The 15,645-nt window shown below is 66.8% G+C and carries 10 protein-coding genes and 3 rRNA genes; all 13 read right to left on the bottom strand.

Annotated features, from left to right (window positions below; all coding sequences use genetic code 11):
• Positions 1-2: 2 nt before the first annotated feature.
• A 5S ribosomal RNA gene (gene rrf, locus NYZ95_RS09305) occupies positions 3-119 on the bottom strand.
• A 100-nt stretch (positions 120-219) separates the two neighbouring features.
• Positions 220-3,323 (bottom strand): 23S ribosomal RNA (locus NYZ95_RS09300).
• 398 nt (positions 3,324-3,721) lie between these two features.
• Positions 3,722-5,240: ribosomal RNA gene (locus tag NYZ95_RS09295) — 16S ribosomal RNA — on the bottom strand.
• Together the 16S, 23S and 5S rRNA genes form the textbook arrangement of a ribosomal RNA operon.
• A 474-nt stretch (positions 5,241-5,714) precedes the next feature.
• Complete coding sequence (locus tag NYZ95_RS09290; protein ID WP_262850921.1) at positions 5,715-6,146, bottom strand: pilus assembly protein TadG-related protein; 432 nt, start codon at positions 6,144-6,146, stop codon at positions 5,715-5,717.
• On the bottom strand, positions 6,143-6,574 hold the full coding sequence (locus tag NYZ95_RS09285; protein WP_262850905.1) for a hypothetical protein: 432 nt from the start codon (positions 6,572-6,574) through the stop codon (positions 6,143-6,145). The genes NYZ95_RS09290 and NYZ95_RS09285 overlap by 4 nt, the downstream gene beginning before the upstream one ends.
• Positions 6,571-6,960, bottom strand: coding sequence for a TadE/TadG family type IV pilus assembly protein (locus tag NYZ95_RS09280; protein ID WP_262850903.1), 390 nt, complete (start codon positions 6,958-6,960; stop codon positions 6,571-6,573). The genes NYZ95_RS09285 and NYZ95_RS09280 overlap by 4 nt, the downstream gene beginning before the upstream one ends.
• Positions 6,957-7,163: a hypothetical protein gene (locus NYZ95_RS09275; RefSeq protein WP_262850901.1), complete on the bottom strand. Its 207-nt coding sequence runs from the start codon at positions 7,161-7,163 to the stop codon at positions 6,957-6,959. The genes NYZ95_RS09280 and NYZ95_RS09275 overlap by 4 nt, the downstream gene beginning before the upstream one ends.
• Positions 7,164-7,179: 16 nt before the next feature.
• Positions 7,180-8,109 carry a type II secretion system F family protein gene (locus tag NYZ95_RS09270; RefSeq protein ID WP_262850899.1) on the bottom strand — a complete coding sequence of 310 codons (930 nt, stop codon included), beginning with the start codon at positions 8,107-8,109 and terminating at the stop codon, positions 7,180-7,182.
• On the bottom strand, positions 8,106-8,972 hold the full coding sequence (locus NYZ95_RS09265; RefSeq protein ID WP_262850897.1) for a type II secretion system F family protein: 867 nt from the start codon (positions 8,970-8,972) through the stop codon (positions 8,106-8,108). The genes NYZ95_RS09270 and NYZ95_RS09265 overlap by 4 nt, the downstream gene beginning before the upstream one ends.
• Positions 8,972-10,195: a TadA family conjugal transfer-associated ATPase gene (locus NYZ95_RS09260; RefSeq protein WP_262850895.1), complete on the bottom strand. Its 1,224-nt coding sequence runs from the start codon at positions 10,193-10,195 to the stop codon at positions 8,972-8,974. The genes NYZ95_RS09265 and NYZ95_RS09260 overlap by 1 nt, the downstream gene beginning before the upstream one ends.
• Before the next feature lie 96 nt (positions 10,196-10,291).
• Entirely contained in the window at positions 10,292-11,209 is a 918-nt protein-coding gene (locus NYZ95_RS09255) for a polysaccharide pyruvyl transferase family protein (RefSeq protein WP_262850893.1), read from the bottom strand.
• A gap of 55 nt (positions 11,210-11,264) precedes the next feature.
• Positions 11,265-11,975 carry a hypothetical protein gene (locus NYZ95_RS09250; RefSeq protein WP_262850891.1) on the bottom strand — a complete coding sequence of 237 codons (711 nt, stop codon included), beginning with the start codon at positions 11,973-11,975 and terminating at the stop codon, positions 11,265-11,267.
• A gap of 62 nt (positions 11,976-12,037) precedes the next feature.
• Positions 12,038-15,007: a M14 family metallopeptidase gene (locus tag NYZ95_RS09245; RefSeq protein ID WP_262850889.1), complete on the bottom strand. Its 2,970-nt coding sequence runs from the start codon at positions 15,005-15,007 to the stop codon at positions 12,038-12,040.
• Between the last annotated feature and the right edge of the window lie 638 nt (positions 15,008-15,645).

Here is a 15,645-nt window from a genome sequence, read left to right as displayed (position 1 = left end):
TTGTCCGGCGGCGTCCTACTCTCCCACACAGTCTCCCGTGCAGTACCATCGGCGCTGAAGGGCTTAACTTCCGGGTTCGGAATGTTGCCGGGTGTTTCCCCTTCGCCATGGCCGCCGTAACCCTTTGGGGTTACCCAACCAACAACGCTGTTCTGTTGTTGTGTCTGGGTTGTGGTCCCAGAACCTCACAGTGGACGCATAATGTCTTTGTAGATGTGTGTAGACAAGCCCTCGGCCTATTAGTACCGGTCAGCTGCACGCATTGCTGCGCTTCCACTTCCGGCCTATCAACCCAGTGGTCTGCTGGGGGCCTTAACCCACAAGGGGTGGGAAACCTCATCTTGAAACGTGCTTCCCGCTTAGATGCTTTCAGCGGTTATCACTCCCGAACGTAGCTAATCAGCAGTGCTCTTGGCAGAACAACTGACACACCAGAGGTTCGTCCATCCCGGTCCTCTCGTACTAGGGACAGCCTTTCTCAAGTTTCCTACGCGCGCGGCGGATAGGGACCGAACTGTCTCACGACGTTCTAAACCCAGCTCGCGTGCCGCTTTAATGGGCGAACAGCCCAACCCTTGGGACCTGCTCCAGCCCCAGGATGCGACGAGCCGACATCGAGGTGCCAAACCATCCCGTCGATATGGACTCTTGGGGAAGATCAGCCTGTTATCCCCGGGGTACCTTTTATCCGTTGAGCGACGCCGCTTCCACATGCCAGCGCCGGGTCACTAGTCCCGACTTTCGTCCCTGCTCCACCCGTCGGTGTCACAGTCAAGCTCCCTTGTGCACTTACACTCAACACCTGATTGCCAACCAGGCTGAGGGAACCTTTGGGCGCCTCCGTTACATTTTAGGAGGCAACCGCCCCAGTTAAACTACCCACCAGGCACTGTCCCTGATCCGGATCACGGACCTAAGTTAGATATCTAGTACGACCAGAGTGGTATTTCAACAATGACTCCACAACCACTGGCGTGGCCGCTTCACAGTCTCCCACCTATCCTACACAAGTCGAACCAAACACCAATACCAAGCTGTAGTGAAGGTCCCGGGGTCTTTCCGTCCTGCCGCGCGTAACGAGCATCTTTACTCGTAGTGCAATTTCGCCGAGCTCGTGGTTGAGACAGCGCCCAAGTCGTTACTCCATTCGTGCAGGTCGGAACTTACCCGACAAGGAATTTCGCTACCTTAGGATGGTTATAGTTACCACCGCCGTTTACTGGGGCTTAAGTTCGGTGCTTCGCCTTACGGCTAACACGTCCCCTTAACCTTCCAGCACCGGGCAGGAGTCAGTCCGTATACATCGAATTACTTCTTCGCACGGACCTGTGTTTTTAGTAAACAGTCGCTTGGGCCTGGTCTCTGCGGCCCTCATCGCTTCCCACCGCAAGGGTGTTCACGAATCAGGCCCCCCTTCTCCCGAAGTTACGGGGGCATTTTGCCGAGTTCCTTAACCACGATTCACTCGATCGCCTTGGTATTCTCTACCTGACCACCTGTGTCGGTTTGGGGTACGGGCGGCTCTGGTACTCGCTAGAGGCTTTTCTCGACAGCATAGGATCACTCACTTCACCAAAACGGCTCGGCATCAGATCTCAGGCACATGACAGACGGATTTACCTATCTGTCGCCCTACATCCTTACACGCGGACAACCATCGCCGCGATGAGCTACCTTCCTGCGTCACCCCATCACTTGCCTACTACCAGCTCGGGTCACACGCGAACCCACGACACGCCACCCCGAAGGGCAGTCACGCGCAGGCCGGGTGCTTAGCATCACTGATTCAGCATGGGCGCACCAACGCCGGTACGGGAATATCAACCCGTTGTCCATCGACTACGCCTGTCGGCCTCGCCTTAGGTCCCGACTTACCCAGGGCAGATTAGCTTGACCCTGGAACCCTTGGTCATTCGGCGGAAGAGTTTCTCACTCTTCATTCGCTACTCATGCCTGCATTCTCACTCGTGTGGCATCCACGGCTGGGTCACCCCGCCGCTTCACACGCCACACGACGCTCCCCTACCCATCCACACGCCTGGACCCACAAGGGGCCGAGCAAAGTATGAATGCCATAGCTTCGGCGGATTGCTTGAGCCCCGCTAAATTGTCGGCGCAGAATCACTTGACCAGTGAGCTATTACGCACTCTTTCAAGGGTGGCTGCTTCTAAGCCAACCTCCTGGTTGTCTATGCGACTCCACATCCTTTTCCACTTAGCAATCGCTTAGGGGCCTTAGCTGATGGTCTGGGCTGTTTCCCTCTCGACTACGGAGCTTATCCCCCGCAGTCTCACTGCCGCTCTCTCACTTGCCGGCATTCGGAGTTTGGCTGATTTCGGTAAGCTTGTAGGCCCCCTAGACCATCCAGTGCTCTACCTCCGGCAAGAAACAAACGACGCTGCACCTAAATGCATTTCGGGGAGAACCAGCTATCACGGAGTTTGATTGGCCTTTCACCCCTATCCACAGGTCATCCCCTCAGTTTTTAACCTAAGTGGGTTCGGTCCTCCACGCGGTCTTACCCGCGCTTCAACCTGCCCATGGATAGATCACTCCGCTTCGGGTCTAGAGCACGCGACTCAACGCCCTATTCGGACTCGCTTTCGCTACGGCTACCCCCCAACGGGTTAACCTCGCCACGTACCACTAACTCGCAGGCTCATTCTTCAAAAGGCACGCCGTCACCCCCACAAGGAAGGCTCCGACGGATTGTAGGCACATGGTTTCAGGTACTATTTCACTCCCCTCCCGGGGTACTTTTCACCTTTCCCTCACGGTACTGGTCCGCTATCGGTCATCGAGGAGTATTTAGGCTTAACGGGTGGTCCCGCCAAATTCACGCGCAATTCCAGGAGTCACGCGCTACTCGGGAAAACACAAAAGAAGACTCAGACTTACGCCTACAGGGGTCTCACCCTCTACGCCGGACCATTCCAGGCCCTTCGACTTCACCTGAGCTTTATCACTTCTCGCCGGCTCGGCAGAACCAGCCATGTGCTCCCACGACCCCGCACGGACAACAACTGCCGTCTCTCACATCCGCACGGTTTAGCCTCATCCGCTTTCGCTCGCCACTACTCACGGAATCACTGTTGTTTTCTCTTCCTGTGGGTACTGAGATGTTTCACTTCCCCACGTTCCCTCCGCACGCCCTATGTGTTCAGGCGCCGGTGACCAGACATAACTCTGGCCGGGTTTCCCCATTCGGACACCCCCGGATCACAGCTCGGTTGTCAGCTCCCCAGGGCTTATCGCAGACTCCTACGTCCTTCATCGGCTCTCGATGCCAAGGCATCCACCATGTGCCCTTAGTAGCTTGCAAAATACACACACTACAAAGACACTCGCGTCCACTGTGAAGTTCTCAAACCACAACCCGCCACCACACCCGCACCAGAGAACACTCCCTGGCCGACATGGCCGGAACCAAGACAACCGCACCCCCACCAGACCCACCGCCCACACAGGACGACAGACCCACCAGGGGCGCCTGATGCCTCAGGACCCAACAGTGTGCCCAACCGCTCACCACCACACCCGCCGCTTTCCACACCCACACCCCAAAGGAGCGCGAGCCGTACTCACCACAGGCCGGCACCAACCGGCTGAATAATCGACGTTCCACCATCTGAGCACCCGACCACCACGACACTCGCGTGATCAAGCCGGGAACACACCCCCCACACCACCAGGATGCAGGAGATGAGCAATGCTCCTTAGAAAGGAGGTGATCCAGCCGCACCTTCCGGTACGGCTACCTTGTTACGACTTCGTCCCAATCGCCAGCCCCACCTTCGACAGCTCCCTCCCACAAGGGGTTAGGCCACCGGCTTCGGGTGTTGCCGACTTTCATGACGTGACGGGCGGTGTGTACAAGGCCCGGGAACGTATTCACCGCAGCGTTGCTGATCTGCGATTACTAGCGACTCCGACTTCATGGGGTCGAGTTGCAGACCCCAATCCGAACTGAGACCGGCTTTTTGGGATTCGCTCCACCTTACGGCTTCGCAGCCCTTTGTACCGGCCATTGTAGCATGCTTGAAGCCCTGGACATAAGGGGCATGATGACTTGACGTCATCCCCACCTTCCTCCGAGTTGACCCCGGCAGTCTCCTATGAGTCCCCACCATTACGTGCTGGCAACATAGGACAAGGGTTGCGCTCGTTGCGGGACTTAACCCAACATCTCACGACACGAGCTGACGACAGCCATGCACCACCTGTACACCAGTGTCCAAAGAGACCCACATCTCTGCAGGCTTCTGGTGTATGTCAAACCCAGGTAAGGTTCTTCGCGTTGCATCGAATTAATCAGCATGCTCCGCCGCTTGTGCGGGCCCCCGTCAATTCCTTTGAGTTTTAGCCTTGCGGCCGTACTCCCCAGGCGGGGCGCTTAATGCGTTAGCTGCGGCACGGAACCCGTGGAATGGATCCCACACCTAGCGCCCAACGTTTACGGCATGGACTACCAGGGTATCTAATCCTGTTCGCTCCCCATGCTTTCGCTCCTCAGCGTCAGAACAGGCCCAGAGAACCGCCTTCGCCACCGGTGTTCCTCCTGATATCTGCGCATTCCACCGCTACACCAGGAATTCCGTTCTCCCCTGCCTGCCTCTAGTCTGCCCGTATCGGAAGCACGAATGGGGTTAAGCCCCAAGTTTTCACTCCCGACGCGACAAACCGCCTACGAGCCCTTTACGCCCAATAATTCCGGACAACGCTCGGACCCTACGTATTACCGCGGCTGCTGGCACGTAGTTGGCCGGTCCTTCTTCTGTAGGTACCGTCACTTTCGCTTCGTCCCTACTGAAAGAGGTTTACAACCCGAAGGCCGTCATCCCTCACGCGGCGTTGCTGGATCAGGCTTTCGCCCATTGTCCAATATTCCCCACTGCTGCCTCCCGTAGGAGTCTGGGCCGTGTCTCAGTCCCAGTGTGGCCGGTCACCCTCTCAGGCCGGCTACCCGTCGTCGCCTTGGTAGGCCATCACCCCACCAACAAGCTGATAGGCCGCGAGCTCATCCTCCACCGAAAAACTTTCCACCACCCACCATGCGGAAGGAGGTCATATCCGGTATTAGCCACCGTTTCCAGCGGTTATCCCAGAGTGAAGGGCAGATTACTCACGTGTTACTCACCCGTTCGCCGCTCGTGTACCCCGAAGGGCCTTACCGCTCGACTTGCATGTGTTAAGCACGCCGCCAGCGTTCGTCCTGAGCCAGGATCAAACTCTCCGTCGAAAACCCAACCAAAGCTGGGCCACAACTTCACTTTGACCCGGACTAACTATTTGCTGACAAATAATTTGTCACGGAATCAGACCCAAAAAGGGTCTACTGATTATCTCGTCGACTTTTAGCACACTGTTGAGTTCTCAAACATCAGACACACAAAACCCTCAACCCCACAAGGCATCAGATCAAGGCGCGACCCCCAAACCTACCAGGCGCTCCTCGGACTCCCAAACCGGGCTCCGTGGGCGCACCTCGTAGTGACCGTCCCCTGCCCCGCACATGCGGAACCGGCTAGGCTCTTGCTTGAGGTGGTTATCGCCAGGGCCGCGTGCCCGGCCTCTCGGCCTTGCCCGCCGCCGTCCCCGGCAACAAGAAGAACATTACAGGGTCGGTTTTGGAGGGTCAAACGGGGGGTACCCCTTAACGCGAAACCGGCCTCTGACCTGCGACGATGCGTGGCGCCTCTTGCACGGGGCCCGTTCAGTCGATCCGGAGCTCCACCGTCGCCTCTGCCGCGATCGACGCGCCTCGCGCCCATCCGGGAGGCGTCAGCGGCAGCCGTACGCGTCCCTCGAGCCGCACGGTCACCGCATCGCCCCTCCCGCGGACGTCCCACCGCAGCGCGCGGACCGTGCGTTCGGCTTCCGTCGTACGGAGGTAGTCCGCCACCGCAGGGCGCGCAACGTCCGGGTCGAGCGGCGCCCGGTCCCCCGTCGCCCCGTACAGGGCAGAACGCTCGACGCCCTCGGCTGCCGCAAGGGCCGCACCGTCGGCCAGGTCGGCGATGCGGCGCTGCCCGAGGTACGCAGCCGACGCGTTCACCACGAGCGCGGTGACCATCAGCAGCACCAGGAAGAACCCGATGACCATCACCGAGACCTGACCGCGCTCGTCACCGACGCGCCCGCTCACGACCGGTCCTCGCGGAAGCGTCCGTACGGCTCGGTGTGCGTGCTGCTCACCCGTACCGCCGGCCGTGCGCCGCCCAGGAAGTCCGGGACGAACGGCAGGGCAGCGGTGACCTCGACGACCACGGTCACCGTCGAGCCGGGACTCAGGCAGGGCCCTTCCGCGCAGCTCACGCGCACCGTATGGTCGCCGGGCGCGATGCCGTGGTCCTCGAGCACGAGCGCGGCGGCGGTCCTCCCCCGCTCCTGCGCCGAGACGACGTCCGGGCTCTGGACGTACGCCCTCCCGGCGGCCCGGCCCGCGGCGCTCGCCCCGTACGCGGCGCGCTGGACCTCGAAGACGGACAGCATCACGTACGCGAGAGGGATCAGGAGCAGCAGCCCGAGCCACGTCATCTCCACGACGGCGCTGCCCTCCTCGTCGCGCCTCATCCCGGCTCCGCGACGGCTCGTCCCGTACCGGTGACCGTGACCGCCGGCCCGATGACGCCGAGCGCCGGGACCTCGGCGCGGGCACGGACGAGGACGACCGGCTGGCCCGCCGACGACGTGCGCCGTGTCGTGACGTCCCGGGCGTACCGGCTGGAGAGGGCGCGCGTGATCTGCTCACGGGTACGCCGTGCGCCGTCCTCCGGCGTCGCTCCGGAGCGCGAGGCGACCCGCGCGCCGTCGCTTGCGGCCGCGGTGAGGGTGTTGCGGACGTGGAGGACGAACCCGACCTGCATCACGCCGAGCACGAGCGGCACCAGCACGACCATGACGAGGCAGAACTCCGCGACCGCGGAGCCGTCCTCGCCCCGGCGCGCCCGGCTGCTCATCCCCCGACGGAGCTCAGCGCCGACTCGAGCATCGCCTGCAGCTGCGGCCCGGCGACCGCCGTCAGTCCGGCCACGAGTCCGGCCGACATGACGACGATCAGCACCCAGCCGGGGACGTCGCCGCGTTCGTCTCGGCGGTCCAGGGCGGCAGCCGGAGAGGGCACCCGCCTCGGGAGCAGGCGCCGGAAGGGGCGTTCGAGCATGACTCTCCTCGGGTTGTCAGGGTGTGCTGAGCGAGAGGCTCACCAGACCGGGGTAGAACGCGAACAGGACCGTCACAGGCAGGACCAGGAAGACGACAGGCACGAGCATCAGCACCTCGCGGCGGGCGCCGGACTCGACGAGCTCGCGGCGGCTCGCCTCGCGGACGTCGGCGGCCTGGGCGTGCAGCACCTCCGTCAGCGGCGTGCCGCGTTCCACCGCCACGGCCAACGTCTCGGCGAAGCGCGCCACAGCCGTGACTCCAGAACGTGCGGCCAAGGCGTCGAGCGCCTCGGATAGCGGCCGCCCGATCCGTACGTCGGCCACGACCGCGCGCAGCTCGGTGGCCATCGCACCGTTGCTCACCCGCCCGACGCGCTCGAGGGCGGAGACCGGACCCTCGCCGGCGGCCACGGCGAGAGCCAGGAGGTCGGCGAGGGTGGGGAACTCCCGCACCATCTGCCCCTCGCGTCGTGCCACAGCCCGGGTGAGGGCGACGTCGCGGGCGAGGACGCCGGCCACGGCAGCCGCGCAGCACAGCACGAGGCCCGCGAGCGGTCGGACGGTGGACAGGGCGCTCCAGAGCAGCAGTGCGGCGGCGACCGCGCCGAACGACCCAGCGCCCCACACCACCTGGCTCACGCGGAACTCCTCGAGCGATATCACCGAACCGCTGCGGACCAGCCGGCGACGGACCGATGCGCTCCCTCCGAGAGCGCGCTCGACGAGGTCGGCGGCACGGCGGGCGGTCGGGCCGAAGACGATCCAGCCGGACTCCCACGGTGCGGCGGTCCGGTCGTACGCCGACGGCGGGACCACGTCGCGGACGTAGGGCCCGACCCTGCTGGCGAGGGTGGGGCGACGACGCAGCCGCGCGACGCGGACCAGCTCGAGCACGCCGTACGCCACTCCTGCCGCCAGGAGCCCGCCCGCGACCACCGGGGTCACCGTAGGACCCTCGGCTCCTGGGGCAGACGCCCGATCCGCAGCATCAGCCGGTAGGCGACGACACAGACCGCGACGCCGCTGAGCAGCAGCACCAGCCCCGTCCCCGTACCGAACTGCGCGATCGCGTCACGCCGCGTCGCCATGAGGGCGAGCACGATCCAGGGCGCCGAGACCGCCAGCCGTGCACCGTTGACCGTCCATGCCTGGCGAGAGACGAGCTCGCCTCGCGTACGGAGGTCGTCGCGCAAGAACGCCGAGAGCGTGCGCAGCATGCGCCCGAGATCACCGCCGCCGACCTCGCGCGCCACTCTCAACGCCTCGACCACCCGGTCACCGACCGGATCGGCGAGCCTGGCCTTGAGCGCGTCGAGCGACTCCGAGAACCGTCCGCTCGCCTGGTAGTCGCGGGCGAAGGCGGCGAAAGGTGTCCGCAACGGCTCCGGCCCGCGCGTACCGAGACCCGCGACGGCCTCGGGCAACGACAGCCCCGCGCGTACGGCGGAGGCCAGGTGGTCGACGGCTTCGGGCCACGCCGCCGCCCGCTCCGCGACGACACGCGCGGCACGGGTCCGGAGCACGCCCACCGGCACGTACGCGGCGGCCAGGCCGGCGACGAGCGCGACGGTGGGCGTCGCGGTGACGAGCAGCGCGACCACCGTGCCGAGCACCCCGCAGGCGGTGCACACGCCGACGAGCCCCGACGCGGACATGCCGTCGGCGCCTGCCCTCGCGAGCAGCTCGGCGAGGCGACGCGGGCGGGGATCCGGGTGCGCGTCCTGGGATGCGGTCGCCTGCGACGCCGACAGCCCGGACCAGACGAGCAGGAGGCCGACGCCGATGCCGAGCCCGAGGACGTATCCCATCAGCCCTCCCCGCGCAGCAGGGCGTTGACGTCGATGCCGGCCTGCTCGAAGCGCTCGGTACGGGCCGGGGTGCCTGCGGCGCGTGCGAGGCGACCGTCGCGGAAGACGAACAACGACTCGGTCTCGATGACGTCCTGCTCGACGCGCCCGCTGACCGCGGCGATCTCGCGGACCGTACGACGGCCCTGGGCGTCGATGCCCAGGTGGACGACGTGGTCGACGCAGGACGCGACGGTCGGCACGACGAAGCGGGCGGAGATGTTCTCGCCGGCCAGGAGCGGCAGGGTGCAGAGCTTGACGAGCGCCTGGCGCGCCGACGAGGCGTGGAGCGTGACCATGCCGGGCAGTCCGGCGTTGAGGGCGAGCAGCAGGTCGAAGCTCTCCTCCGCGCGGACCTCGCCGATGATCAGCCGCGACGGGCGCATCCGCAGCGCCTCCTTGACGAGCGTGCGCAGCCGGATCTCGCCGGTGCCCTCGAGACCGGCCTGGCGCGTCTGCAGCGCCACCCAGTCGGGATGGGCGAACCGGAGCTCGAAGACCTCCTCGGCCGACACGATCCGCTCCGTGCCCGGCACCTCGGCGGCGAGGGCGTTGAGGAGCGTCGTCTTGCCGCACTGGGTGCCGCCGGAGACGACGACGTTGTGCCCGGAGACGACGCTCGCCCGGAGGAAGGCTGCGGCGTGCTCGCTCAGCGTGCCCGCCGCGACCAGGTCGGCGAGCCCGCGGAAGCGCTGGACGAACTTGCGGATGTTCACCGCCATGAAGCCCCGGGAGATGCCGTCCAGCACCACGTGCAGGCGGTGGCCGCCGGGCAGCGTCGCGTCGACGAACGGCTGGCTCACGTCCAGGCGCCGCCCGCTGGTCGCCAGCATCCGCTCGACCAGCTCGCGTACCTCCACCGTGTCGAGGATCACCGGTGTCAGCTCCGTACGACCGGCACGCGCGACGAACACCCGTGACGGATCGTTGATCCAGATCTCCTCGACGTCGGGCGCGTCGAGGTACGGCTGGAGCGGGCCCAGACCCGACACGGCGGCCACCAGCTCACCGACCGTCGCCTCCGGGTCGGTGAGCGCCGCGACGACGCCGGTCAGGCTCCGCTGGTCGTGCGCGGCCGCCACCCGCTCCGCGATCCGACGCACCGCCGTGACGTCGCGCAGCGGGTCGACACCCTGCGCGCGCACGTGCTCGCGCACCTCGTCGGCAAGGCTGCTCGTCGTCACGGAACTCCCCTACGGGCGGTGATCGTGACCGGAATCCTGCCGCAGACAAGGGCCGCGACAACACCCCTCTGTCACGACCTGGGAAAACTAACCCGTTCAGGCGGGGCGGCGCTCCATGAACGGGCAGGCGTCGAGCAGCTTGCGGAAGTCGAACGTGATCGGGCGGGCGTCGAAGTCGAGGCGGCTGCGCAGGTACGAGACGGTGACGTCACGGCCCTTGATCGCGATGCCCTGCGGCAGACGGAACTTGTCGACGCTGGCGAAGTAGTCGAGGTACTTGAACTCGCCGCCGGCCGCCGTACGCGACAGCACCCACGCGTTCGGGATCCCGTACGCGTCGGCGATGATCAGCCCGTGCAGCGACGCCGTCACGATCTGGCGGCAGCTCAGCATCTCGCGCAGGACGCCCTCGACGTCGTCGGTGCCGAGGTCGATCAGCTTCACCCCCGGGCCGAGGTTCGCCTCCGCCCAGCGCTTCTCCGACCACCGGGCGACGATGCCGATGTCATGGGTCTTCTTGACCTTCGGCCGGAAGTACATCGGGGTCAGCAGCGCCGGGTCTCCGTACACCTCGGGGACCTCGGCCTCGACGTCGAGCAGACGTGCCCGCGACAGCGGCCCCCGTACGGCGGTGTAGGTCGCCTCGGGCACCAGCTGGTCGCGGTTCTCGTTGCCGAACGACCCCGATCCCCAGACCACCGACTGCGGGCTGACCCGCTTGAGGATCGACCCGACCGCGATGTAGTGCGGCTGCTTCTTGTCCGCGAAGACGACCGTACGGCCGGTCATCTTGCCGATCAGCCACGGCGAGAGCAGGTCACCGAAGTTGGGGGCGCGCACCCACCACGTGAGGGGCAGCGCGCCGTTCTGCTCGAGGATCTCCGCCGCGGGCTGGTACTCCTCCGCGATCGCCGCCAGCGCCGCCGGCGACGTACGACGTCGGCCGAGGCGGGTGTGGACACGCTTGCGGAGCGTGGTGCGGGGGCCGGAAGCGGCGATCACCTGGCTGGGCATGGGCGTCAGCGTATCCCTACCGATCCGCTGGACATACCGGCCGGGCGTGACGGCCTCAGCCTCCGCGGAGGGCACGGGTGACGGCGGAGACGACCAGCGCGACGCCGACGACGATCAGCGCCCAGCCGCTCACCGTCCGCCAGCTGCGCGAACGCACCCACGCGACCATCCGGTCGGTGGCGGTGGCCAGCCGCGGAAGGCGCTCCTGGGCCCACACCATCAACAGGTACGGCGCCGCGGCCGCCGCAGCGAACCCGAGGTACACGAGCAGCTGGAACGCCAGCGCACGATCGCCCTCCCGAGCGAGCCGCACCACGAGGTACGTCGATGCGGCGCCGCTCACGCTGATCACCGTCGTGGCCACCGCGAAGCCGAACAGCTCGCGCCCGCGGCCGCGCCCCCTCGCGGGCCGGCGGGGCTCGCGGCGGATGTCCTCGTCGCGCCGGCGTCGCAGCAACCAGATCCCGGCGACGACGAACAGCACGCCGGCGACCTCGTCGAAGTACTGCTGGAGGACGAAGGTCTCCACCTTCCCGCGCAGCAGCCGCTCCCACGTGCCGGGGTTGAAGACCTGGAAGAGGCCCGTCAGGACGAGCGCCCCCGTCGCCACCCCGGCGGCGACGAGGCGACCGCGCCGGCCCGCCCGGCCGCCGCTGCCCAGCACCGTGACCTGCAGCGCGATCAAGGACGGGCTGAAGCCCGTGGCGAGTCCCAGCAGCACGAGGCTGACGACCGCCCCGAGCACCGTCGCGATATCGGAGATCATCGGTCGATGAGTCTAGGGCGGGTCGCCGGACCCCACAGGGTTCGGCGACCCGCCCTCTCGCTTCAGCCTCGCGGCACCCGTACGGTCACCGGCGCCGAGGTCGAGGCGACGAACGCCGCCCCGCTCGGCTCGTACGCGGCCGTGAGCACGTGGGTGCCCGGCTTCAGACCACGCAGGACGAGCGTCGCCGTGCCGTCGCCACCGAGGCGCGAGGTCCCGACGACCCTGCGGCCCTCGAGCACCTCGACCGTGCCGGACGGCACGCCCGCCGCGGGGTCGGCGGTGACCGAGACCGTGGCGTCGGTGCGGCCCGGGTGCGCCGCGTCGATCTCGAGCGTCGTGGTCGTCTCGGCCGGTGCCGTCACTCCCTCGCCCTCGGGCGCGGCCCAGAACAGGCTGCGTGCCGCCTGGCTCTGGCCGCCCTTCGGGTGGGTGCGGAAGAACACCGACGTGCCGAAGACGAACGCCTTCGCCCCCGACGCCGCCTCGGCCGAGACCACCGCGGCCTGACCCGCCGCGTCCTGCGGACCGTTCGGCGTCGTCCCGCCGGTGCCGCCGCGGCGCCAGTGGCCCGCGACCAGCGGCCGCGTCGCGTCGAAGGTCTGCTCGACCGTGACCTCCGCACCGAGGCCGGTGAACCACGTCGCCGGGTAGATGAACGCGTAGTCCTGCGCGTACGGCGCGAGGACGCCGCCCGGTGCGGTGTCGACGGCGACGATCCCGTTGCCGGAGCTGTTGCCTGCGACCGCCGTGCCGCTCAGGAGCCCGGCCGTGCGCGCCGTGTTGAACGCGCCCGCACCCCGGCCTACGAGGCTGCCGCCCGCGTCGACGTACGCCTGCAGCGCGGCGCTGCCCGCCGCCTGCGACGCGTTGAACGTCAGCGCCGAGCCGAGCCACACCACGTCCACGTCGTCGAGCAGCGACGGGTCCGCGGTCAGCGTCGCAGCCGTCAGCGGGACCAGGTCGTCGAAGCCGAGCTGGGTCAGGGACAGCAGGTCGTCCTGGTTGCCGGTGTAGCCGACGGTGAGGTCCTCGAGTCCCTTCGCCGTCCCGGCGCCGAGCTCGCCGAGCTCGGCCGCCGTGGCCTTCGCGAAGTCGACGTCGAACTCCTCGGCAGCCTCCTCCACCGCCTCGTACGAGTCGCGGTCGGCGCCGACGACGGCGGACCCGTCCTCCAGCTGGGAGACCGGCACCCCGTCCTCGAGCAGGGCGTTGAGCGCGCGGTAGTCGTTGACGCCCGCCAGGTCGAAGGTCAGGTAGGCACCCTTCGCCGGCACGTCACCGTCGGCGTCGCCCTTCGCGGGGCGGAGCTTCGGGAGCCGGCCCTCGCCGGTCGCGCCGACCGGGACGACGTCAGCGCCCCACAGGTAGCCCCAGCTCCACGCGCTGATGTCGTACATGCTCGGGAACTTCGCCGAGATGTCGGTCCCCGGGGCGAGGAGCGCGTGCGCGAGGTTGCGCTTGGGCTGGTGCATGTCGACGACGTACGAGCCCTTCGGGAACGTCGTGCCTCCGAGACGCTCGGAGCGGTCCAGGCGTCCCACCTCGATGCCGTGCAGCTGGAGCGCCTTCACGAGGGTGCGTGCATCGGACACCGAGCGCTGCTCGTCGCCGACGGGGACGACGAACGCCCGCGGGTACGCGACCGGGTTCTGGTCGTCGGCGGCGTCCCACTCGTCCTTCCACTCCTGCGGGCCAGGAACGTCGGCGATGTTCTCGCTCGTCAGCGGCACGCGCGGGGCGCCGACCGACGCCCGGCGGAAGAACTCGATCTGGTCGGCGAGCATCGCCGCGTCGTTGGCCTCGACGTAGTCGACCAGGCTCTGCATCGTCTGCAGCGCCACCGCCGTGTTGATGACGGCGTTGGCAGGCGTCTGCGTGCTGGTGCTGCCGCTCGGACGCGACTTCGGCAGCTCGACGGTCGAGGTGACCGCGCCGGAGTACGCCGCGTACTGGGCGGTGAAGACCGGCGGGAAGTCGTCCCAGCCCGAGGGGGTGTCGCGGTACGGGATCTTGATGTGCGCGTCGTTCGGACCGGTGACCTCGGGGACGACCCGGCCGGTGGTCACGTCGTAGTACGTGTTGCCGGGGATCTGCGCCTCGACCACGTCCTTCTCGACCTGCAGCGCCAGCGCGTACCCGTGCGGGATGAAGAGGTCGTACTCGTAGTCGTCGCCGTGCGGCGGGCCGCAGGGCTCGATCTGGAGGACGCTCGTGTAGCCGTGGAAGTCCGCGGCGTACAGCGCCTGCACCGCGTCGGCCGTCCTGATGAACGACCGCGACTCGGGCGTCGTGTTGGTGATCATGTCGCGGTTCGCGTCGAGGTTGACCGCGGTCGGCCGCTGTCCGATCGTGCGGCCGTCGGGGTTGAGCGTGAGCGAGAAGTAGATCCGGTGCTCGTCGAGCAGGTCACCGACCTCGCTCGCGGGCGCGGTCGCCAACTGCTCGATGTACTGCAGCGCGGCGTCGGTCCCCTCCCACTCGTTGCCGTGGATGTTGGCACTGATCCAGATCGGCGTCTTGTAGTAGCGGGCGAGCCGCTTGTCCTTCGCCGCCGCCTTCGGGTCCTGCTTGATCGTCTCGCGCCAGTCGGTCTGCTGCGCGGTCTCGCGCTTGCTCTCAGGCGCCGTGACGGTCACGAGGTAGAGGTCGCGCCCTTGCGTCGACTCGCCGACCACCTGCGCCGAGACGCGGTCCGACTGCGCCATCAGGGCGTTGAGCGTCGGCGCGATGTCGTCGTACCGGACCATGTCACCGCTGTCCGCGGCGTCCGACTCGGCCTCGGGGAAGACCTTGAGCGTCGGTTGGTACGGGTACGACGTCGGCATCCACAGCGGGTCACCGGCGACCTCGCCCTTCGCGGCCTTGCGCGCGGCCTTCGCGGTGAGCGAGCCGGGTGCGGACGACTCGCGTGCGGAGCGTTCGGTGTACGGGGAGACAGGTGTCGGGTCGGCGACGGCGGGGGCCGTCAGCAGCGCGGTCGCGACGAGCGAGACGCTCGCCGCCACACCGACTGTGCGGAAGGCTCTCACAGGGGATCCTCTCCGGAGGGGCGGAGCCGGTGTGACGCAGGCGACAGACCGGCGCGGATGCCTGAGTCTCCCGTGAAATCGCGCCGACGGCGAGCGGTCGACCTCGCCGACCTCAGATCGTCACAGGACGGTCCGACTCCGAAACCTGCGCGTCACGCCGCTCACGGAACAGCGGCGGGAGGTAGCGCAGCATCAGCGCCGACCACGTGAGGTGGGTCGAGACGAGGACGGGGTGGCGCTCCCCTACCGCGTCGTACAGCGCCCCGCGGAAAACAGGTCGAGCACCACGACACTCAGCGCCACCACAGCGCTTACGGAGGACGACCACCAATCAGCCGACGGCATCCAACCTGATGGCCGGGATCACCTAGGGCGAGGAGCGCGTGCGAGGCCTGCCTAGGGTTGCGAGGTGCCGCGCGGATGCTTCCACGACATGAAATCGTCCCTCGCTGGACCGCGCGCAGGAATTCGGTCCCACCACCATGCGGACTCGTCGTGTTGATCTGAGAACGATCGCACGAGCCCATCGTGGTCGCTCTCTGTGAACAGCATGAATTTCGAATCAACCGATCCTATTAAGGACCGCAGCGCGTCCGCTTGTTCTCGGTTCATGGCTTGAACCGCGGACTCGATCATGC

It is taken from the genome of Mumia quercus (assembly GCF_025506335.1).
GTDB lineage: Bacteria > Actinomycetota > Actinomycetes > Propionibacteriales > Nocardioidaceae > Mumia > Mumia quercus.
This window is presented reverse-complemented; position numbering and strand designations above follow the sequence as displayed.